Genomic DNA, 20,831 nt, shown 5'->3' with positions numbered 1-20,831 from the left:
GCGAATGTGCGGCTTGACCGGTCTTTTGCGGCGCCCGGGGACAGCCCGGGAGATTCTCCGCGACCAGGTCACCCGGATGGCGGACACTCTTGTGCACCGTGGTCCGGATGATGCCGGCGCCTGGGCGGACGAAGCGGCGGGTCTGGCCTTCGGATTCCGCCGCCTCTCCATCATAGATCTGTCCCTTGCCGCTCATCAGCCCATGCTCTCCGCAGACGGACGCTACGTGCTGGTCTTCAATGGCGAGATCTACAACTATCGTGATCTGCGCGCCGATCTCGAGAACGCCGGCGTGCGCTTCCGCAGCTCGTCGGATGCAGAAGTCCTGCTCGAGGGCACGGCAGCTTGGGGCGCCGAAGCAACTTTTCCGCGCCTCTGGGGAATGTTCGCCATTGCCCTCTGGGATCGCCGGGAATCTGTGCTGTACCTTGTTCGCGACCGCGTGGGCAAAAAGCCGCTCTATTATGCCGAATCGGGCGGACTTTTCCTGTTCGCCTCAGAACTCAAGGCGCTGTGCGCGCATCCCGCATTCGATCGTGCGCTCGATCGGGATGCCCTGGCTGCCTACTTCCGCTATGGCTATGTTCCTGCCCCTTACTCGATCTATAAAGCAGCCCGCAAACTCATGCCCGGTCATTATGCCGTGGTTCGAAGGGGGGGTCGGGCTGAGATCCGGCCTTATTGGGAGGCCGTCGGCGTGGCACGTCAGGCGCTGAACCGACGAGTTGTCCTTGGGGAGAATGAAGCGATTGCGGAGCTGGATGTGCTGCTCCGGGATGCGGTGGCTCGCAGGATGATCGCCGACGTGCCGTTGGGCGCCCTGCTGTCGGGCGGCATCGACTCGTCCGCCGTAGTCGCGCTCATGCAGCAGCTGAGCCCAAGGCCCGTCAAGACCTTTACCATCGGCTTCCGCGATGCCGCATACGACGAGGCCGAGTCGGCCAAAGCGGTTGCCGCGCATCTTCAAACCGAGCATACCGAGCTGTACGTAACCCCGGATGAGGCCCAGGATGTCATTCCGCTCCTGCCTCAGCTCTACGACGAGCCATTCGCCGATTCCTCCCAGATCCCCACCTACCTCGTCTGCAAGATGGCCAGAAAACATGTGACCGTCTGCCTCTCCGGCGATGGGGGCGACGAGCTGTTCAGCGGCTACACGCGCTATATGCTCGCGCACCGCATATGGACGATCATGCGCCGCACGCCCCGTGCGGCACGCCGCATTGCCGCCGGCACGATTCAGTCGATTCCGACCGCGACGTGGGATGCGGTGTATCGAGGCTTGGAGGGTCTTATCCCGGCCCGCTGGCGCCAGACGCTTCCCGGCGACAAAATGCACAAGCTCGCGGAATTGTTGCCCGCCGGGCATCCGGATGGCCTCTACCGCACGCTGATCTCGGTTTGGAAGAATCCGGGCGAGTTGGTGATCGGCGGAAGCGAGCCGGAGACCATCCTGAATGATCCGTCTCTGCGGGAGAGCTTTCCGGACTTTACCGAGCGCATGATGATCTGGGACCTGGTGACATACCTCCCCAACGACATCCTGGTCAAGGTAGATCGCGCCAGCATGGGCGTCAGCCTCGAGGCCAGAAATCCCCTGCTCGATCATCGCATTGTAGAGTGGGCCTGGAGGCTGCCTTTGAGCCTGAAGAGGCGCGAGAGCCAATCCAAATGGCTTCTGCGGCAGGTGCTCTATCGGTACGTTCCGCCCGGGCTGGTGGAAAGGCCGAAGATGGGCTTCGGCATCCCGCTCGGTGCATGGCTGCGCGGCAGGTTGCGTGATTGGGCCGAGGAGCTCCTCGCCGAGAAGCGCTTGCGGGAGGGCGGCTTCCTGAGGCCCGATCCGGTGCGGAAGGCCTGGGTTGATCATCTGGCGGGCAAGCGGAAGGCCGATCACGCCCTGTGGGCCGTCTTGATGTTCCAGGCGTGGATGGATCATCAACGGCCCTGATCTCCCGGCAGGCCCCGCGCGATACCGGAACCACGAAATACACGGCACGGCATAGCCGCAACAAAAAAATCTCAACTCAGAGCCGGAGAGAGGAAGAGCCTCGAAGAGGCGGCAATCCATAGACCCGGCCGTGAGGCCAGGGTTTATCAGACGAACCGAAATGAGCGCCAGAGGTGCGGCACAAGACATCTGTGCCGGTCCGTCGGATCTCGATTTCCTTTCTCTCACTACCCCGCCCTTACGGGCGGGGCTATTTAATGACGGCGCCTTGTGCCTCCCGGCTCTGCGTCGCGTGGCAAAAATCCTTGCCTTCCTGCAAAGCATCTGAGGGTAAGTAGTACGAAACACACGAAATCGGATTCGTGCGTTTCGTGGTCCCCTGAAGCAGATCAACGGATTGTCACGCTACTTTTTTTGTCGGCGGCTGGCGCCGGGTGCCGTCGCCGTACTTTACGACCTTACGTGCCTTCATGTCGTAGACGTCACCTGCTGAGAGCACGTAGAAGGGCTTCTCCCATGGCTGATAGAGCCTGGTGTTGTCGTGGATCGCGACCTTCCAGCTTCCCATGACCTCGAACGTGTCCCCCTTCACGATGATCGCCGTATCTTCGGAGAGCCCGATTCCAAGCAGGTCAGGAAACTTTTTGATTACCGGAATCAGATCGTCCCAGCGGTTGCGGGCGTTGATGTGCTGATCGATGGCGGAGCGCCGCAGGAAGGCGAACGCCTTCTGGTGTTCCGGTTCCGGAGCCATCACAACTTGGCTTCCTGAAATGGCACCTCTGACGAGATAGTCGCCCTGGATCGTGGCGCCGGCGGAGGAACCCCCGATCACCCCTCCGCGTTCGAGCACCTTGTGAAACTCTTTGAGGGTCAGCGTGTTCATATAGGAGTCGACACAGTTCCATTGCCGGCCGCCGTCGAACCACACGGCGTTCGCCTGCCTCAGGTTTTTGACGAACTCTTCGGTGTCGGCCACCTTCGGATCATGCGTGTGCAGCATGGTGACGTTTTTCAGTCCCCGTTTCTTCCACGCGGCGACCACATCTTCTTCCTTGTAGACCCTGATTGATCCGTCGGGATTTTTATTCCCGCCGGCAGTCGGAACGATTACAAAATTCGCGTCCGGCCCGCCTGCGAGCTGGATGAAACGGTCGTAGATCGCAGCGTCTTTCAAGTTGCCGCCGACGATCACCAGCGTGCCGTTGGGCGGGCCGTATTCGGGAACTCCCTGGCTGAATGAGGCGGCTGCCACAAGCAGCACGAGCATGATGGCGGTCTTCAAGGAATAGCGAATTGATTTCCTGGGCATTGATCCTCCTGTGAGATTGAAAGTTCCCAATGGGCGAACCACTCGAAACTCCTTCGCACCTTTCGTGGTTTGTCAGCGATCGTGTCCTTCCTGTCGCAACTCAGCGCGTGCCTGCTGGAAGGACACGAAACGATCGTGGCGGTCCACCTCGGCGAGCGCGAGGATCTCCGGGCTCGGCGTATATTCGGGGACAATCTCCTTCAGTCTGGTCACGAGCCCGTAAACGTTTTTGGCTGCGACCACGGCGGCAAGAGCGTCAAGCCAGGCACTGACCTGGCCGGCGTCGGGTTGACCTCCGTCGAACACACGGATCTTCTCGTGCGCCGTGGGCTTGAGTCCCTCTCCGTCGAATCGCAGCTCTTCAAACAACTTCTCCCCCGGGCGCAGGGCGGTGAATACGATCGGGATGTCCCGTTCGGGCTCCAGTCCCGAAAGCCGGATCAGATCGCGTGCCAGGTCCACGATTTTTATGGGCTCTCCCATGTCCAGCACGAAGATCTCCCCGCCTTTCCCCATCGCGGAAGCCTGAAGCACAAGTTGCACTGCCTCCGGGATGGTCATGAAATAACGCCGCGCTTCCGGATGTGTGACCGTAATCGGCCTGCGGCTCGCGATCTGCTGCTCGAACAGTGGGACGACGCTTGCGGCGCTCCCGAGCACGTTGCCGAAGCGCACCGAAACATAATGGGTCGGCCGGCCCTGCAGCCCGAGGATCAGGATCTCGGCGACGCGTTTCGTCACACCCATGATGCTGCTCGGCTTGACTGCTTTGTCTGAAGAAATGAACACGAAATCCTCGACGCCGCACTGCCGCGCGATCAGCGCAACATTGTAAGTGCCGAAAATGTTGTTGGTCACCGCCTGGAAGCAGTTTTTTTCCATCATGGGCACATGCTTGTAGGCCGCGGCGTGGAAAACCGAAGCCGGCCGGTGTGCGGCGACGACCTCCCGCAGCCGGTTGACGTCCAGAATATCCCCCACAATCGGAACACGCTCCAGCTTGGGAAATCTGTCGGCAAACTCCACATCCAGCCTGTGCAAGTCGTTCTCCGAGCGGTCAAAAAGCACAATCCGTTCCGGACCGAACCGGGCCACCTGCCGCGCCAGCTCCGACCCGATCGAGCCGCCTGCACCCGTGACAAAAACGACCCTGCCCTGAAACTTCCGCTGAATCTCCGCCAGATCCAGATGCACGGGCTCCCGTACGAGCAGGTCTTCCACAAGCACCCGCCGCATCAAGCCCACGGAAATGGAGCCGTTGATGATATCCCCCAGCGCAGGCAGGGTCTTGAAGTCCACCTTGCACTCGGCGCATTTGTCGATGATCCTCTGCATCTGCTTGCCGGTTGCCGAGGGGATGGCGATCAGGATCTGAGCAACTTCGTGCTCGCTTATGACTCGCGGCAGATCTTCGGTTTTGCCCAGTACCCTGACGCCGTGAATGCGCTCGCCCCTTTTGGCAGGATCGTCATCGATGAAGCCGACCAGGTTGTATCCGAGCTTTTCGTTGTCTTTGAGTTCGCGGGCAATGGCGCTGCCGGCGCGCCCGGCCCCGATAATCAATGCGTTGGCCTGAGCCATATAAGTGCGGGCCGATTCGGTATACGCGCGGACAGCGAAACGCGACCCTCCGATGACAATGATCGTAAGCACAAGGTCGATGCCGAAAACCGACCGCGGATAACCGTAGGGGCCGCGGGTTGCGTAAATCGGTCCATACAGCAGCACGGCGCTCGCAACTGCTGCCCTGATGATATCGAGCAGGTCGCTCATGCCGACATAGCGCCACCAGCCGCGGAAAAGCCGGAAATAGGCAAAAACGAGAAGCTTTACGATCAGGACCAGCGGCAGTGTTCTGAGAAATACGCCGACATATGGACCGGTCAGGCTGAAATCGAAGCGGAGAAGGAAGCTGATGTAATAGGTAAACGCCAGCAGCGTTATCTGCGAAAGGATGATGATGATCTTGCGGTACTTCAATATGCCCAAATTCATGGGGAAATGCCCTTCACGCCGCGTTCGTTACCACACAAACCCTAATTCATGCAGGCCGGCTCCACAACTGACTCAATCCGGCGCCGACTCGTAGGTCCTGCCTACACGTCCGCGAGCGACGACAGGTTCGAGGAAGTGTGAACCACCCGCCGCTCCTGGAGGACGACAAAAGCCCATAGGCACAGGCTCAGAAGCGGCAGGCCGATGAACCCCACACCGTGCCCAGTCCACCTGGTTTGCCGCTGCGCAAGGATGCAACCGACCAGCGCCAGGCTCACGTAGATCAAGGCGACGCGCCGGTGACTGGAGCCGGCCGCGATCAAGCGCTGGTAGAGATGCGAGCGGTGCGCCGAAAAAACGTTTTCGCGACGCAGCAGGCGCCTCGTGAAAGTGAAGGCCGTGTCGAATACAAAGGGCCATACCAAGGCGCACCCGACTACGGGAGCAGCTCCGCTTTCGCTGCCGATGCCCGCGAACATGACAGGCAGAACAGCGAGAGTATAGCCCAGGAAGGCACTGCCGACGTCGCCCATGAAGATGCGTGCCGGGGGCCAGTTGTGTACCAGGAAGCCCAGACAGCTGCAGGCAATCAGGAGCCCGAGCCCGCCCACCAGCAGATCGCCCGCCTCCCACCCCAGAAATGCCCACCCGAGCCCGGCCGCCAGGGCAAGCCCGCCGGCGATCCCGTCGGTACCATCCATGAAGTTGTAGGCGTTGGTAAGCCCAACGATCCACACAGCCGTCAGCACCGCTCCCCACCAGCCCAGAGCCAGTGGACCATAGAGCGGGAGGTCGATCACGTGCCAATAACCGAGACCTGCGATTGCGACAAGGGTCGCGAGCAAATGAACGGCAAAGCGCAGCGAGTTGGGCAGCGAGCGCAGATCATCGATCCAGCTGACCCCCGCCACGAGAAGCGCACCCGCCGCATAAGGCAGGTAGGCAGGCCACGGATAGGCTGGTGCCAGCGCTGCGACCAGAAACGCTCCACCCACCAGCGTGACTGCCACGATTATCACGCCACCGCCCCGGGGAGTGGGACGGGTGTGCGAGCTGCGCGCGTTCGGCAGGTCGAGAATCTGCCGCCTTTCCGCCCATCGACGAAAGCGCTTGACGCCGCCATAGGTCGAAACCGCGGCAACAAGGCCGAGAATTACTGCTGCAGACATGCTCGATATCCGGGGATCGCGGCCCGAGAACGCACGACCACCCCTTTCCCCTCGCCGTTATGCTTACAGGGAAAAGCTGGAAGCATAGCGAATCCAAGAAGATCAAAAGAAACCAGCGCCTCGGCGCAGACACCTCATCATAGGGAACCGCTCAATCCGGTGTCAATCAAATACCTCGCGTCGCACGCCGGCCCGAAGAGCGCGACTGTTTCTCCGGGCTCCCGGGTTTGCCGGCGGTAAACCTCTGTTTTCCACAGCGCGACGAAAATACCTGGCGCGGGCTGTGAAGAGAGTGCCGGGTGGAAGTTTTGATCATTCAATGAGATAGCACGCTGTGCTCGCACCCTCCACAAGAAAATCACATGGGGTCACAGTTTTTCAACAGTTTTTCCTCAGCATCTCCGAGACGCCTGGACTGATGCCGGAGAGCGCGTTGGGCTTGCCCTTGCCGACAAAAAAGATTAGCGTGCTGCCGTTGGAGTGAACCCTCCGTTTCCCGAGCGCGTAGAGAATGATGCGGGCTGCGAAATTCCTGCTCCCACGGGGCGAGGAGAAGAGATGGACGCAAAGGCGGACAACCGGTTCCTGGCGCGCGACTTGGACGACTGATTCAGCCGGCATCACCGTGTGCCGTTCAACACCCTTTCCCAGGTGGATGGCTCCACCGGGCAGGCACCACAACTGAACTCCATGGCCCAAGAAGGAATTCCCGAAGAGCCCGCCTCTTTCACGACTGAAGACCTGATGAAACGGGTCCAGCAAGGCGACATGTATGCGTATCAGGAGCTCATCCGGCGTTATCAGAAAAAGGCTTTTCGGGTCATCAACAGCTATGTGCATGACCCTGAGGACGCCATGGAAGTATTGCAGGATACCTTCCTCAAGGTCTATACCGCCCGCCATACCTGGGAAAACCGCTACTCGTTCGCGGGATGGCTTTACCGGATTGCGATCAACGCCAGCATCGATCGTTACCGCAGGTCGGATCGAGGGCGAACCTCGTCGCTGGAGGATGTAATGGAAACGCAGCTGCACCAATCTGCAACCGTGCACCCGGCAGAAGATCCTCTCGGCCGATTGCGCGAAGGAGAGCGACGCCGGCTCCTGGAAGACGCCGTGCGCCGCTTGCCGCAACGCCAGCGGGAAGTGGTATCCCTCAGATTCTTCGGGGATATGAGGTTGGATGAAATTGCCGAAGCGCTCGGCTGCCCCCTGGGCACGGTCAAATCCAACCTGCACAAGGCCGTGATGGGGCTCAAAGGGATGCTGATCGAGCAGGAGGGAGTGCTGAGTCATGAGTAACTGCACAGCGATCAGGGGTATGCTCGTCCTTTATGGCGAAGGCGCTCTCGATCCGGTGGAGAAACGCAGGGTCGAGGAGCATCTGGCCGGCTGCCCCGCCTGCGGGGTGGAAGCCGTGCAGATCGCAAAAATCCGAGGCTGGTTGTCCGACCCGGCACTGTTCGAGCCTGTGCCGGATATGAACTGGCAACTTCTGCCTGAGAAACTCGCCGGCCGCGCCCGACTGCTCCAGGAGAGGAAATGGAGCCTGTTGGGAGTGGGCTTACCGACATGGGCATTGAGTACCGCCGCTCTCCTGGCGCTGGCCGGCGGACTAATCTGGACGATTCGTTTTCAGGCGCCCGCGCCGCCTGCAGCCAGGCCGGCCCTGGTTGCCACAGGAAACGAAGCGTTCCTTGACCGCATCCACACCGTCTATGCCCGCGAGGCCACGGCGCGGTATCTCACTGGATGCCAGGACCTGCTGATCGACCTGACGAGCGCCGAAAAGACTTGCGCGGGGGACCGGTACGATGTTTCGCTCGAGGTAGCCCGCGCGCGCCGGCTCCTGCAGGAGAAGCGCATGCTGGACGCGGAACTGCGCGTTCCGGATGTGTCCCGCGCCAAGGGCCTTTGCGACGACCTGGAGCATTTCCTGGTCAACGTGTCCCTGTCGCAGGAATGCGAAACCAGCGAGAGCGTGCGCGGCATGGAGCGCTTCATTGAAAAAGAACAGCTTCTGCTTCGTATTAACCTTGTGCAATCCGGGATCTTATGACATGCGCTACAGATATCGGGTCGTTTCAAGATCAAACCGCAAAGACCGCGGGGGCCGCAACGAAACAGATGCGCCTTCTGGCAGGTATTTGGGGTTTCTGAGCTTCGCATTTTTCTGCCTCGTCAGGAGTTTGCCATGAATTGTGCGGGATTGCGGACTCTGATTCTGCTATCGGCGGTCTCGCTGGGGCCGCCCTCCTTGGCGGCGGCCGGCCCGGCGAAAGACCAGGAAATCCTGAATCAGGCGAAAATCCTTATGATGGAGCAGAAATGGGAGGAGGCGCGCCAGGTCTTCCAGCGTCTGATCCGCGAGTTCCCGCAGAGCCCCTTGTTGTCTCAGGCCTACTTCCACACGGCCTATTGCCTGCGGTTGCAGAACCGGCCTGAAGAGGCGCTCGTGGCCTACGACCAGTTCCTGAAAAAGTATCCCAAGGAACCTTTCCTTGCCGCAGAGGCGGGCAGAGCCGTCGTGAATCTGGCGGCATCGCTGGTCGAACAGGGGAAAGCCGTCTATCGGAGCCGGTTGGTGAGCGCACTGGCCGATCCGAACAAGGAGGTGCGCTATTTCGCCGCCTTCCGCTGCAGTTCCCTGAAGGATCGCCAGCTGAACTCCCTCTGCGTCCCCGTTCTCAAGGAGATTGTAGCCAAGGAGAAGGAGCTGGATCTGGTCACTCCTGCTTCCATTGCTCTTCTGAGAATCGATCCTGCGGCCCTGGCGCAGCCGGCAGAGTCAAAGAAGCAGGCGAAGGGCGGTTCCAAGCAGGGAAACACTGCGGTAAGGATGATTCACCTGCAGATTTTCGAAAGCGGAGAAAAAAATCCACCCACAGTCGAACTGAACTTTCCGGTGAGCTTTGCCCAGCTGCTCATTGCGGCGCTCGACGAACCCACCAAGGCAGAGATCCGCAAAAAGGGTTTCGACATTGAAAACATCAGTGAGAGCCTGAATCGACTGAGCCCCACCAACATACTCACCATCCGCAATGGCCCCAGGGTCGTCAAGCTCTGGATCCAGTAGGCCCGATTTTGGATTTCGGGCTTAGGATTTCGAGACTGCCCTGAATTCCACGGCAAAAGCTCCTGCACTCCGACCAAGACCGGACCGTCGGCGCCGGTCAGCGTTTTTCCGCGTCCCGAAAATTATGCTGCCGTAATTAGGCACCACAGTACTCAGCCGGCGAAGTCAAGATTAGAGAAAATATTATTGCAATCTAATTTCACTTGGTTATCATAGGCCCATCCAGGTCATGCCTGCCTGGACACTGTTTACCTCAAACGCGATCCAACAGTGCCTCACCTGGGAATGTGCCTGGAATCAGGGTGTCAGTCCGCATCGCACCACAGCCTGCCTGTAACGAAGCCTTGCGCTGACTGGCCAGGGAGAAGTAGCCTGTGTCTAAGGTATTGGTGCGCCCGCGCGTCGTGATCGGTTTGATCCTGTCCATTGTGCTCTTCGGTGGGGCTTGGGGTGCTGCACAAATGCAGCCGGCGGCACGCTCGGCACCAGCTATCGAGTTGAAATGCAAAATCTTAGGGAATCCCGATGAGCATACGCGGGGGCTCTGGCTCGTTGAGTTGCGCAACGCTGCGGGCGCGCCGTTGCGACAGGTTTTGCGCATGGTCGGAGACACCGTTCACTTCAAGGATCTGGTGCCGGGCATCTACAGAATCTACTTATCGGGCAGGGGAGGCCGCAGAAGCTGTGAGTCCGTCGATTTGACTCCCGCCCCCAATCAGCGATCGCTGGCAATTGCCAAAGAGATCCGAGTGCCCAAGTCCGCGGCCCAGGTGCCCGGTCAATATCAGGTGAGCGTGCACAACCTGACGGTTCCCAAAGAAGCACTCCAGCAACTGCAACGCTCTGAAAAAGCTCAGCTTGAGGGTGACGAGGAGGAGGTGATGCGCCGTCTCAAGCGGGCGATCGAGATCTATCCCGCTTACGCCGACGCATGGAACAACCTGGGGGCCCATTACCATCGAAAGGGCGACTTCGCGCAGTCCATCCAAAGCTTCACCAAGGTTACAGAGCTGAGCCCTGACTTCTACGTGGGCTGGATGAATCTGGGCGGCAGCCTCCTGGCGACGGGAAGGTTCAAGGGAGCGGTGGAGGCTAACCGCAAGGCCCTGAGCCTGGGCCCGGATGACGCCATTGCCAACTCACAGCTCGGATTGAGCCACTATTACCTGCATGAATATGGTGAGGCCAAGAAGTATTTCAAGCGTGTGCTGGCTCTCGATCCGGCCTTCGCGAATTCTCCGCATTTGTTCCTTGCTCATATCGCGATGGGGGAAAGGTCGTTTGTCGAGGCGATGGGGTATCTGCGCGGCTATCTGGAGCTTCACCCCAATGCGCCCGATGCCCCAAGGGTAAAGCAAACGCTCATGGAACTGGCCGAAGGCTTGATCATCACGGAACAGCCAATCCGTAGATAACGAAAGAGTGATGAGTGATGAATCTTCAAGGCCTGATTTGATACTCCATTATTCCTCGGTCAGACGCAATTCGACACTCATGACTCATGCGTGAGGACGCTTCGGAGGGCGGAGAGCAGCAGCAGGACGGTGTTTTCCGTGCTGTTTGATCCCATCAGGCCCACGCGCCAGATTTTCCCCTTCAGTGCGCCGAAACCGCTGCCGATCTCGATGTTGTGCTGATTGAGCAGGCGGGAGCGCACGCGCGCATCATCAACCCCCGGTGGAATCTTGACTGTGTTCAGAGACCACAACCTGTGTTCGGGCGCAACCAGCATGTCCAGGCCCATGCTTTCAATGCCGGCCACGAAGGCCCTGCTGTTGCGCTCATGTCGCTGCCAGCAGCATACCAGACCTTCCTCGAGGATGATCGCAAGGGCCTCGCGCAACGCATAGTTCATCAACGCCGGTGCGGTGTGGTGGTACACCCGCTCCGAACTCCAGTATTTGTCGAGCAGCTTCACATCGAGATACCACGTCTGGGGCGGTTTCCTGCGCGCGCGGATCTTCTCCAGCGCGCGCTCAGAGAACGTCACCGGCGCCAGTCCCGGGGGAGCACCGATTCCTTTCTGGCTGCAGGAATAGCTGGCGTCGATGCCATTCCGGTCGATGCCGACCGGATGGGCGCCGAGTGAGGTCACCGAATCGACGATAAAGACGGCATCGCGCACATCGCGCAACGACTGCAATTGTTCGATGGGATTGCGCATGCCGGTCGAGGTTTCCGCGTGCACCATCGTCAGGATGCGGGCGCTCGACTTTGCAAACGTTTCCCGTACCTTCTGCATGTCCAGCGGACGCCCCCAATCCGCCTCAACCCGCGCGACTTTGGCGCCCCAGCGCTCCGCCAGTTCGGCCATGCGCTGACCGAAGAAGCCGTTGACACAGACGACCACTTCCTCGCCTTCCTCAATGAGATTGGCCAGGCAGGCTTCCATGCCGGCGCCGCCGGTTCCCGCGATCGCGAAGGTAAGCCGGTTCCCGGTTTCGAACACGGCACGCAGCAGCGACTGGATCTCGTCCATGCATTCGAAATACAAGGGATCCATATGGCCAAGCAAAGGCGCCATCATGGCCTGCAGGATACGCGGTTCCACATTGCTCGGGCCGGGGCCGAGCAGAATCCTCTGTGGTGGATGAAATGATTTCGTCATGAGTCCGTTGACCTCCCGCGCGGATAATAGCACAGACCTCGAGCGATGAATCAGGAGTACCGAAGAACGAGTTACGAGCCATGATTGGAGTGCCGGCGCTCATCGCCAATCGGCACTCGTCGTCCATGACTCATCACTCGATTTCCCGAGGGGGCGGTTGCCGGCTTGCCTTGCGCGCAGCGTGGCGCTTCTTCTCTTCGAGGCGCCGATCGCGGCTCACCGGCTTCGGTTGCGTCGGGATCCGCCTTATCGGCTTCACCAGCGCCTGGGCGATCCAATCGTGAACCTTGCGCCGGGCATCCTCCAGATTTCTCTGCTGATCCCGCGTTCGCTGGCTCGTGATCAGGAGCCTGCCTTCGCGGTCAAGTCGCTTTGCCACCAGGCGCAGCAATCGCTGGCGGCTTTCGGCCCCCATGCCCTGGATGCGAGCGAGATCCACGTGGATTTCGACTTTGGTGGCGACTTTGTTGACGTTCTGCCCGCCCGGGCCGGAAGCGCGCACAGCCCGTACCTCGAGCGCCTCACCTGGAACCAGCACCCCTCCTTCTACAAAGATCGAATCCGGCATTGTTCCCCCAATAGCAAAGGCGATTGGCGAAGAAATCACCTGTCAATCTTCATTCGTCAACCGTCGACCGTCAATCGACATTATTTCATAATGTTGCAGCGGGAAACCGTCGATAAGTCGGATGTCCCACCGAAGCGCTGGCCCCTCGGCTCCAGCCCGCCGCGGTCACAGGTCCGGGCGGTCGCATCTAAGGACCCATGTCGTTAAACATCAGTGACGCTGTCAACGCACCGTCTCAGCACGGCCTGGCGCGCCCATCTGCTTCCGCCGGCCAGTCGATGAAGCGTCCCACGGGCCAGTTGCCGGAGGGCGCGGACGCTGTGCCCAAGGTCAGAAGCCCTGCGGAACTGCCGGACAATCCGCTCATGCGCACGCAACCGGCCGCCTCAACGGATGACTCACTCCAGCGGCTGCCGGAAACGTCCGAATCGGGCAGGCAGAGGAGCCGCGTACGGAAAGGGTCCGCAGCGCCCGACAAACCACCGGATGTGCAATCCGCCGTTCCGCAGCAGAAGATGCGCTGTCCCTATGATCCCCCGCCCGCCCGGCAACGCGACCTGGACCTGCTCGCCTGACCGCCGCCCTTTGGGTTGACCTTTCGCATTTCAGCAATATTTTCGGAGCAGCCTGTATCTTCGGTCCAACCATGCGCAGCCTGAATTATGCGTGAAACAGAACCCACCGCCGGTGAAAGGCAACAAAATTGGACGCGGATGAACGCTGGCAGGAGCTCCTGCACGCCGGCCAAGACCGAAGGGCCAGCGTCTGTCAGCGTTTTTCCGCGTCCAAGGGTTTCTCTTGTTCGCATACTCATGAATAATCGGGGGCTAGAGCAGGTCAAAAATCGAGGACGCCTTAGACCCGCGCAACAAGGCGTGCAGGCGGAGCGCGTCCATGTCGGTCAGGAGCGCCAGAAAATTGCACACGCCGCGCGCAGCTTCGGGTTCGCCTCCGCCCATGGACTCCTCGATGATTGGCCGGTAGTAGCGGGGGAAGACGGCATGGCTCTTTTTTTCCACAAGCTCTCCGAGCAGCAGGCAAAAGAGGTCATGCAGGATTTCTTTCCCCTTGGTGGTCATGGCGGCGACGCGTGGATCGGTAATCACGGCTTCCCAGATGACAGCCTTGCACAGGGCCGACAGTATTCTGGATTCGGCGGGCACTACCAGAGTCCAGGCATAATCGGAGCGGGTTACGCCGGGGCGCAGCCGCACTGTGACTTCGGTGATGAGCTCGTTGAGGATGTTCCGGAGGGCCTCCTTGCGATGGGCCCTTTCGTCGCCCCTTTCAGGCGGCTGAATGCGCCGCTTCAACGCGCGCAAACGTTCGCGGATCTCGTTGTGAGTCAACGGCGGGACCGATTCGCTCTCCCGGGTTTCCTGGTAGTGCTGCAGTACACGCTGCGCGAATCGCACATCCGTAAGATCTCCAGGCCTGAGGAACTGGGCCTGCAGCGCGTCTTCGATATCGTGAATCGAATAGGCGCAATCATCTGCCCAATCCAGAATATGGCAGGCGATCGATGTCTGCGGTTGCTCCCCTTTTTCGATCTGCCGTGCAGTCACGAGGCCTGCGCTGTTGCGTAGTGCCCAGCTTGCAGTGTCGGCATCGGAGGCGAAAATGAACTTGTCGTTGCCGGTGTCCTGCTCGTAGGGATATTTCATGACCCCCGCCAGGGTTGCGCGGGTCAGGTTCAGGCCCGGATAGGACGGCGATTTAGGCTCGGCAGCTACGAGGACATGGAAGGTCTGCGCGTTGCCCTCGAAGCGCAGCGCTCCTTTGCCTCGCAGGCGCGCGCGTGTGCTGACGTCCCTCATGCACGCATCCAGCGTTTTTTCGCCCCCATGCCCGAAGGGTGGATGCCCGAGGTCGTGCGCCAGGGCGACAGCCTCGGCAAGTTCCGTGGTCAGGCAGCGTGCCAGTCGAGGTTCCTCTACGAGCATGTTGTTGGCGATCGCCCGGGCAAGTTGTGCAACTTCAATGCTGTGGGTCAATCGGGTGCGGTAGAAATCGGCCTGGCCGATGCCGAAGACCTGGGTTTTGCCCTGGAGCCGGCGGAATGCCGAACTGTGCAGGATGCGGTCTCGATCCCGCTCGGTGGGGTGCCGATGATCCCTGGGGGAGGCCGGCGGTTCCGGATACTCCCGCTCGAGTAAGAAGTCGTCCATAGCTGAAGAAGGGAGTCAGGAGTCAGAATGGAGCACGTGACGCCGCTCTTTCTCAAAGACATTTTATTCAGATTTACAGCCCTTGGCTCGATGCACGAGTGCAATTACCAAGGCTTTGTTCTGACTCCTGCCTTACAGGTTCCATATTCTGGTCAACTCGCTTTTGAGGTACTCAAACGCCTCATGGGGATCGTCGGAGCGGTGAATCAGCGCCAGGTCTTCTTGGGCCACGGTTCCCCAGCGAACCATGGCATCAAAATTCAGGACCTCGTTCCAGTACTCCGAGCCGTACATCAAAACCGGCATATGCTTGCGGGTCTTCTGGGTCTGAACCAGCGTCAGCACTTCGAAGGCTTCGTCCAGTGTCCCGAACCCTCCCGGGAAAATGACCAGCGCTTTGGCCAGATAGATAAACCAGAATTTTCTCATGAAAAAGTAGTGGAACTCGAAGGACAGCTCGGGGGGGACGTAAGGGTTAACACGTTGCTCGGCGGGTAGACTGATCGACAACCCGATCGACTGTTCCCCGAGTTGGCTGGCTCCCCGGTTCGCGGCTTCCATGATCCCCGGCCCTGCCCCGGAGCAAACCATGAGCCGCTTCAGGCCTCCGTTCAGGGTCCTGGCCCACTGAGTCATCAACCGCGCGAGCACCAGCGCGTCCTCGTAATAGCGCGACAGCTTGACCTGCTGCTCCGCGTGCCGGATCTCGTCCTGCAGAGCCGGGCCTGGATCGGTGCCCGTGGCGGCCCGCTCCCGGAGAAGAGCCAGATGATTTTGGGACTCTTTGAGCGGGCATGCACGGGCGGAACCGAAAAAGACAATCGTGTCCTCCACGTGCTGCCACTTGAGTCGGCTGGCGGGTTCGAGATACTCGCTGAGGATCCGGATCAGCCTTGCATCCTTGCTCTTAAGAAAACGCAGGTTCTGGTAGGCCTTCTGCAGTTTGTGTTCCCTGGGCGCTGTTGACTCATCATCCATCATGATCTCCCGATGTCTCCTCATTTCACCAAGTAGATAAGAATACCAGAAGTCAGGAGTCAGGGGTCAGGGATTGGAATAAAGAAAATCCTGCGCGCAAATTCGAAGGAGGCACCCGACCGCTGATTTGATGGCGGCTTTTTCTTCCGACTTATGACCCCTTGCCGCTTGCTGCAATCGGCACGTGGTTGTTGGTGGGGGGCTCAAACTACCACGTGATGGTTCACCGGGCCGCATCCCTGACCCAGGCCCGGAGGCGACTGAATCGCCAGGGTGATGAACTTCTTTGCCCTCTCGATCGCCTGCGGGAGCGCAAGCTCCTGGGCCAGTCCGGCGGTGATCGCAGCCGAATAGGTGCATCCGGTCCCATGCGTATGCCGGGTCTCCACGCGTGGGGCAGCGAACTGCCTGATCCCGCCCTTCCAGTAAAGCATGTCCACGGCGTCCCCGGCGAGGTGCCCGCCTTTGATCAGCACCGCAGCTGCCCCAAGCGCTGCGATGCGATGCGCAGCTTCTTCCATGGTTTCGAGGTCGTGGACGGGCATGCCCGCGAGCACGCCGGCTTCGTGCAGGTTGGGAGTGACCAGAAAGGCATGCGGGAGCAGTTCCGCGGCCAGGACCGCACGCGCGCGCTCTGTCAACAGGGGCAGTCCGTGTTTGCTGACCATGACCGGATCAACGACCAGCGGAAACGTGAAGCCGGCCGCACGGCGGGCCACTGCGGCAATGATATCCGCGTCTCCAAGCGCTCCGGTCTTCGCGGCGCGCGGCGGAATGTCCTCGAGGACAGCATCGAGCTGTGCTCCAACCAGCCCGGCAGACAACAGCTCGACTGCCTTTACGCCCTGCGTGTTCTGGACCGTCACCAGAGTCAACACACTCGTGGCGTAGACTCCGAGCTGATGGAACGTCTTGATATCAGCCTGGATGCCGGCGCCGCCGGAAGGATCGGAACCCGCAATTGTCAATGCAACCGGAATCATGCGACTCGTCTCCTGAGCCACGAAACACAGGGTGCGGCATAGGCGCAACCTAAAGCCTCAACGCAGAGGCCGCAGGGGATTTTCGCTTCAGCAGGACTCTTCTCCGCGGCCCCTGCGTTGATCTTTTGCTTTTCTTGCCTGAATGGCAAGGGCCTGAAGGTAAATAGTTCGAAGGCCCTTTCGCGTTTTTCGCGGATTTCGTGGCTTTAGCGCGCGAAATCGACGACAAAGCGATTGTCACGCATCAAGGGGATCTCAGTCCCCGGCCCGCGCAGATCTACTCGGCGCACGTGCACCATCGGCTGCACGGACGGCAGATAGACGCGATCGATGTGCACCACTTCCTCCGGACGGGAGAATTGGGCTGCGCCCACGCGTCCCCCGAAATGATCGCTGCGGCCGAAGGCGATGTGAAGGCCGAGTTTCTCATCGAGCAGGAGCGAGCCGCAGGGCTTGACTCCGAAGTCCGAGAGCACCCCGAGCCCCAGTTCGGCGATGTTGCCGTAGGCGGGCTCGCGCGCGATGTGCTCCGCCTCGCGGCGTGCGGCGGCGCCCGAACCGGTGACCCGCACGGCGCTGTTCCGTTCAATCTCGTAGATGACCACTTCATTGCCGAACTGCACCGGAAGCCGGCCGGCTGAAGCACTGGGCGTTCCTGCGATTTCGCCTTCGTAGGGAACGATGTAGGCCTCGCCGGAGGGGAGGTTACCGGCCGTACCGGGTTCATGGAGCAGCCCACCCGAAGCGTGTGCAGGCCGGTGACGCAGATCAAGGAAGAGCGTGTACTCCGGGCCGCGTTCCACCTGGAAGGCCAGATCGGCTCCCTCGGCGCGGTCGAGCATCTCCTTGAGCTTCATCACCCTGCTGTTGATCTCTTCATAATCGAGGCGCAGCGAGGGAATCATCGCGGGTGAAAAGCCGGGCATGGTGGCGGCACGGAAGGCAAAGGTCCTGGCCATCAGTTTGAGCGGCGCAGTAGCAGAGAGCTCCGTAATGGCCATCAGAATGCTGTGCGCCCGAAAGATGTCGGGAAACGGCTCCTCGGCCAACGCGTCGAGCTCTTCCGCAGTTCGCGGCAGCGGACCGCCGCTGTGCAGCCACGCACCGCGCGGGAGATCGGCGTTGTTGGTTCTCACGTTGCGGTACAGGTAGAGATGAACCTCGAGACCGAGCCGCTGCCGGCAGGGAACAAGCCGGCGCACCCATTGCTCCGCCATTTCCCGGCGCTCCCGCCACTCGGCCGTGTCGCCGCGAGCACGATCGGGCAAGTCAACCAGGACCGCCAACGCGCGATCCGAGGGCCGCAGGCGAAAAACTCTCTCGATCAGCGCCGCCAGCTGTTCGCCGCTCAACTCTTCCTTCACAACCATCACCGCCTCCTTCATACAGAGCGTCAAAAATAGTGCCGCAAGCGAAAGATCATTGCGGGCGTGCGACAAGGATTGGGGGTGTCTTGAAAAATGGTTTGAGGCCCGGCCGTAAGGCCGGGATTGGATGCCGGATAAAAGTTCGAGCGCCAAAGGCGCGGCACCTGAAATATCAACAGTGCTGCACCTTCGGCGCTCCATCTCTCTGCAATCCCTATCCCGGCCTTACGGCCGGGCCTATTTATTGCCGGCCGTTCGGGCCGGAATGACGACAAAATCACACCGACTTGTTTTCCCATTTCTCGAGGTCCCGATCGCATTTGACGGGAAATTCGGATAAACTGGGCCGTCCCAAACAGGTCATTCATAACACAGCCCCTTCACAGATGTCATGAGGAGATATGTATGGCAAAGCGAACGGTTCTGCTCTTTCTGGCGGCGGTTCTATCCGTCGGCGCCATTGCCGTGGCACAGATGACGCCGTGGCTGCAGTGGACTTTCCTGGCGTCGAGCGTCATGGACGAGATCATCGGGGAATCCTCCGGTGAGAACGCATGGAAGGCAATCATGGAGACGGGCGGCTATGACAAGGTCCGCCCCGCGTCCGAGTATGGACCTTCGTCGATGTTCCATGAGACCAAATTCTTCCTGGATAAGTTCAAGGAATACGGCATTCCCGGCGCAGAGGTCGCGCGCTACCCCGGCGGAACTGCCTGGAACGGCATCAAGGGCGAGTTGTGGGAAGTCGAGCCCGGACATGACAAGCTGGCATCGTATCGCGATGCGACCGCGATGCTGGCGCAGGGGAGCCAGACTTCGGATGTCACCGCGGAGCTCGTCTGGGTCGGCTCGGGAAGGGCGCAAGAACTCCAGGGCAAAGACTTGAAGGACAAGATCGCCGTCACGGAGGGCTCCATGGGGGGCTTGTCGGCCACGGGCGCCGTGGGCGTGATCGGGATCGGCAACAGCCGTCCCTTCTTCGATCCGCTCCAGCTCAACTGGGCCTCGATCGGAGGCGGCAGAGGCGGCGGCAGAGGCGGGGGCGCCGGAACCACCAGTACCGTGAAGTTCGGCTTTCAGATCGCGCCCCGCGACGGCTCCTACCTGAAACAACGCCTTCTCGCGGGACAAAGAATCAAGGTGCGCGCGCAGGTCGCTTCCGAGACCGTGCCGACGGACATGCAGAACGTGGTCGCCTATATTCCCGGCACGGAGCCGAACGGCAACGAGGTCATCTTCACCGCGCACCTGTACGAGGGCTATGTGAAGCAGGGGGGCAACGACGACATCTCGGGCTGCGCCACAATCATGGAAATCGCCCGCGTGCTGAACACGCTGATCAACGAAAACCGCATCCCGCGCCCGAAGCGCACCATCCGCTTCCTCATAGGCCCGGAGATGTCGGGCACCGGCGCGTGGGCTCGCGATCACAGGGAGGTCATGAACCGGACCCTGTGCAACATCAACCTGGACATGGTCGGAGAGTGGCTGAGCAAGAACCAGTCCTTCTTCTGCCTGATGCGCACCACCTACGGCAATCCGCACTATATCAACGACGTGATGGAGAACTACTACCGGTACGTGGGCGAGTCCAACCGCGAGCACATCCAGAACCGCGGCAACTTTACCCCGCAGGCGCGCCGCATCGTGGCGCCGACCGGAGCCGATGAGCCGTTCATCTATAGCATCGAAACCTACTATGGCTCCTCCGACCACACGGTGTTCAACGACTGGGGCATGGGCGTGCCGGGCATCATGATGATCGCGTGGCCCGACCGCTGGTACCACACCTCGGGCGACCATGTGGACAAGTCCGATCCGACCCAGTTGCGGCGGGTCGCGATTATCGGGGCCGCGGCCGCCTACACGATCGCCGGCGCCGACGACAACATGGCGATGAAGATCGCCGGCGAAATCACCAGCAACGGCACGGGCCGCCTGGGTCACCAGCTGGTGCGTGGGCTGGAAGCGCTGAACCGCGCTGCCCCGGAAACGTTCGCGGATGCGTACAAGTCCGGGCGCGCCGATATTCTGGGCGCGGTGATCAATGAAAAGGACACGCTGGCGACTGTTAACCAGCTGGCCGCGGACAAGAAGGCGGTCGGCGACTACGTGGCCGCGATGCAGAAGTCGATCGATGACATCGGCAAGGCCCACCTCGCCGCGCTCGATACTCATATGAAGGCCGTGGCGAAGAAGCTCAACGCTGCGCCCATCGCGCTCCAGCTAACCGACCTCGAGAAGCAGGCTGCAAAGATCATTCCGAAACCCACGGCCAGGGTGAAGGAGCTGATCCAGGGCAACTATGGCTACCGGTATTATTTCCCCGCCGGCGGTGGGGCTGCCTTCCCCTCCGGCGGTGCAGCGCCGGCAAACGCGACTCCGGAGGAGATCAAGATCCGCGAGATCGCGGCGGCCGCACGCACGAAGTATCCATTGAAGGGAAGGCTGAGCAACACAGGCGAGCTGCAGCTGCTGATCAACGGCCAGCACAGCGCGCTCGACATCAAGTACCTGCTCGACGCCCAGGCTCAGCCCCAGGGACCGTCCCTGGCTCAGGGCCAGACTCAGCCCCAGACTCAGTCTGTGAATGACCTGCAGGACATCCTGAACTACCTGGAGCAGTTGCGGGCAGTAGGACTGATCACGTGGTGAT

At 60.5% G+C, this 20,831-nt stretch carries 17 protein-coding genes; 7 read left to right on the top strand and 10 right to left on the bottom strand.

All coding sequences use genetic code 11. The annotated features are described in order from the left end of the window. The first annotated feature begins 4 nt into the window (after positions 1–4). Positions 5–1,951, top strand: a complete 1,947-nt coding sequence (gene asnB / locus LAP85_19040) for an asparagine synthase (glutamine-hydrolyzing) (GenBank protein MBZ5498501.1) — start codon at positions 5–7, stop codon at positions 1,949–1,951. A 400-nt stretch (positions 1,952–2,351) separates the two neighbouring features. On the opposite strand, the gene LAP85_19035 is transcribed toward asnB, so the two are convergent. The 4 genes from LAP85_19035 to LAP85_19020 all read right to left on the bottom strand — a co-directional run bounded on the left by LAP85_19035 (position 2,352) and on the right by LAP85_19020 (position 7,126). After that, on the bottom strand, positions 2,352–3,263 hold the full coding sequence (locus tag LAP85_19035; GenBank protein MBZ5498500.1) for a cyanophycinase: 912 nt from the start codon (positions 3,261–3,263) through the stop codon (positions 2,352–2,354). 72 nt (positions 3,264–3,335) lie between these two features. Continuing rightward, positions 3,336–5,258, bottom strand: coding sequence for a polysaccharide biosynthesis protein (locus LAP85_19030; protein MBZ5498499.1), 1,923 nt, complete (start codon positions 5,256–5,258; stop codon positions 3,336–3,338). Between the two features lie 101 nt (positions 5,259–5,359). Then, positions 5,360–6,427, bottom strand: a complete 1,068-nt coding sequence (locus tag LAP85_19025) for a glycosyltransferase family 4 protein (GenBank protein ID MBZ5498498.1) — start codon at positions 6,425–6,427, stop codon at positions 5,360–5,362. A gap of 378 nt (positions 6,428–6,805) precedes the next feature. After that, positions 6,806–7,126 carry a hypothetical protein gene (locus tag LAP85_19020; protein ID MBZ5498497.1) on the bottom strand — a complete coding sequence of 107 codons (321 nt, stop codon included), beginning with the start codon at positions 7,124–7,126 and terminating at the stop codon, positions 6,806–6,808. A 45-nt stretch (positions 7,127–7,171) separates the two neighbouring features. Between LAP85_19020 and LAP85_19015 the strand changes: the two genes are divergently transcribed. From LAP85_19015 to LAP85_19000, 4 genes are all read left to right on the top strand, one after another. Beyond that, positions 7,172–7,729 (top strand): sigma-70 family RNA polymerase sigma factor, encoded by a 558-nt coding sequence (locus LAP85_19015; GenBank protein ID MBZ5498496.1) that lies wholly within the window; start codon positions 7,172–7,174, stop codon positions 7,727–7,729. Next, a complete protein-coding gene (locus LAP85_19010) occupies positions 7,722–8,486 on the top strand; it encodes a zf-HC2 domain-containing protein (protein ID MBZ5498495.1) in 765 nt (254 codons plus the stop codon). Before LAP85_19015 ends, LAP85_19010 begins: the two co-directional genes overlap by 8 nt. A gap of 135 nt (positions 8,487–8,621) precedes the next feature. Next, entirely contained in the window at positions 8,622–9,503 is an 882-nt protein-coding gene (locus LAP85_19005; GenBank protein ID MBZ5498494.1) for a tetratricopeptide repeat protein, read from the top strand. Positions 9,504–9,877: 374 nt separating this feature from the next. Beyond that, positions 9,878–10,918 carry a tetratricopeptide repeat protein gene (locus LAP85_19000; protein MBZ5498493.1) on the top strand — a complete coding sequence of 347 codons (1,041 nt, stop codon included), beginning with the start codon at positions 9,878–9,880 and terminating at the stop codon, positions 10,916–10,918. A 77-nt stretch (positions 10,919–10,995) separates the two neighbouring features. Here LAP85_19000 and LAP85_18995 read toward each other — a convergent pair whose 3' ends face one another. After that, on the bottom strand, positions 10,996–12,111 hold the full coding sequence (locus LAP85_18995) for an aminotransferase class V-fold PLP-dependent enzyme (protein MBZ5498492.1): 1,116 nt from the start codon (positions 12,109–12,111) through the stop codon (positions 10,996–10,998). Between the two features lie 133 nt (positions 12,112–12,244). Next, the gene (arfB, locus tag LAP85_18990) at positions 12,245–12,679 is read right to left on the bottom strand and encodes an aminoacyl-tRNA hydrolase (GenBank protein ID MBZ5498491.1); all 435 of its coding nucleotides are present in this window, start codon (positions 12,677–12,679) and stop codon (positions 12,245–12,247) included. A gap of 197 nt (positions 12,680–12,876) precedes the next feature. On the opposite strand from arfB, the gene LAP85_18985 reads away from it, so the two are divergent. Then, entirely contained in the window at positions 12,877–13,254 is a 378-nt protein-coding gene (locus LAP85_18985; GenBank protein MBZ5498490.1) for a hypothetical protein, read from the top strand. A gap of 252 nt (positions 13,255–13,506) precedes the next feature. Here the strand turns inward: LAP85_18985 and dgt are convergent, their stop codons facing one another. From dgt to LAP85_18965, 4 genes are all read right to left on the bottom strand, one after another. After that, positions 13,507–14,847: a dNTP triphosphohydrolase gene (dgt, locus tag LAP85_18980; GenBank protein MBZ5498489.1), complete on the bottom strand. Its 1,341-nt coding sequence runs from the start codon at positions 14,845–14,847 to the stop codon at positions 13,507–13,509. Positions 14,848–14,979: 132 nt separating this feature from the next. Then, entirely contained in the window at positions 14,980–15,825 is an 846-nt protein-coding gene (locus LAP85_18975) for an LOG family protein (GenBank protein MBZ5498488.1), read from the bottom strand. Positions 15,826–16,028: 203 nt separating this feature from the next. Next, positions 16,029–16,808, bottom strand: coding sequence for a bifunctional hydroxymethylpyrimidine kinase/phosphomethylpyrimidine kinase (gene thiD, locus LAP85_18970; protein MBZ5498487.1), 780 nt, complete (start codon positions 16,806–16,808; stop codon positions 16,029–16,031). Positions 16,809–17,014: 206 nt separating this feature from the next. After that, the gene (locus LAP85_18965) at positions 17,015–18,178 is read right to left on the bottom strand and encodes a hypothetical protein (protein ID MBZ5498486.1); all 1,164 of its coding nucleotides are present in this window, start codon (positions 18,176–18,178) and stop codon (positions 17,015–17,017) included. Between the two features lie 402 nt (positions 18,179–18,580). On the opposite strand from LAP85_18965, the gene LAP85_18960 reads away from it, so the two are divergent. Next, positions 18,581–20,830 carry a M28 family peptidase gene (locus LAP85_18960; GenBank protein MBZ5498485.1) on the top strand — a complete coding sequence of 750 codons (2,250 nt, stop codon included), beginning with the start codon at positions 18,581–18,583 and terminating at the stop codon, positions 20,828–20,830. The last annotated feature ends 1 nt before the right edge of the window (position 20,831 follow it).

Source organism: Terriglobia bacterium, from assembly GCA_020072565.1.
In the GTDB taxonomy this organism is placed as follows: domain Bacteria; phylum Acidobacteriota; class UBA6911; order UBA6911; family UBA6911; genus JAFNAG01.
Note: the sequence above shows the minus strand (reverse complement) of the source record. Positions and strands in the feature narration are given on the sequence as shown.

What these genes read in the sequence shown, in the direction of transcription:
- asnB (MBZ5498501.1), top strand. Translation starts at nt 5, where the DNA reads ATGTGCGGCTTGACCGGTCTTTTGCGGCGCCCGGGGACAGCCCGGGAG.
- LAP85_19035 (MBZ5498500.1), bottom strand. Translation starts at nt 3,263, where the DNA reads ATGCCCAGGAAATCAATTCGCTATTCCTTGAAGACCGCCATCATGCTC.
- LAP85_19030 (MBZ5498499.1), bottom strand. Translation starts at nt 5,258, where the DNA reads ATGAATTTGGGCATATTGAAGTACCGCAAGATCATCATCATCCTTTCG.
- LAP85_19025 (MBZ5498498.1), bottom strand. Translation starts at nt 6,427, where the DNA reads ATGTCTGCAGCAGTAATTCTCGGCCTTGTTGCCGCGGTTTCGACCTAT.
- LAP85_19015 (MBZ5498496.1), top strand. Translation starts at nt 7,172, where the DNA reads ATGAAACGGGTCCAGCAAGGCGACATGTATGCGTATCAGGAGCTCATC.
- LAP85_19010 (MBZ5498495.1), top strand. Translation starts at nt 7,722, where the DNA reads ATGAGTAACTGCACAGCGATCAGGGGTATGCTCGTCCTTTATGGCGAA.
- LAP85_19005 (MBZ5498494.1), top strand. Translation starts at nt 8,622, where the DNA reads ATGAATTGTGCGGGATTGCGGACTCTGATTCTGCTATCGGCGGTCTCG.
- LAP85_18995 (MBZ5498492.1), bottom strand. Translation starts at nt 12,111, where the DNA reads ATGACGAAATCATTTCATCCACCACAGAGGATTCTGCTCGGCCCCGGC.
- arfB (MBZ5498491.1), bottom strand. Translation starts at nt 12,679, where the DNA reads ATGCCGGATTCGATCTTTGTAGAAGGAGGGGTGCTGGTTCCAGGTGAG.
- LAP85_18985 (MBZ5498490.1), top strand. Translation starts at nt 12,877, where the DNA reads ATGTCGTTAAACATCAGTGACGCTGTCAACGCACCGTCTCAGCACGGC.
- dgt (MBZ5498489.1), bottom strand. Translation starts at nt 14,847, where the DNA reads ATGGACGACTTCTTACTCGAGCGGGAGTATCCGGAACCGCCGGCCTCC.
- LAP85_18975 (MBZ5498488.1), bottom strand. Translation starts at nt 15,825, where the DNA reads ATGGATGATGAGTCAACAGCGCCCAGGGAACACAAACTGCAGAAGGCC.
- thiD (MBZ5498487.1), bottom strand. Translation starts at nt 16,808, where the DNA reads ATGATTCCGGTTGCATTGACAATTGCGGGTTCCGATCCTTCCGGCGGC.
- LAP85_18965 (MBZ5498486.1), bottom strand. Translation starts at nt 18,178, where the DNA reads ATGGTTGTGAAGGAAGAGTTGAGCGGCGAACAGCTGGCGGCGCTGATC.
- LAP85_18960 (MBZ5498485.1), top strand. Translation starts at nt 18,581, where the DNA reads ATGGCAAAGCGAACGGTTCTGCTCTTTCTGGCGGCGGTTCTATCCGTC.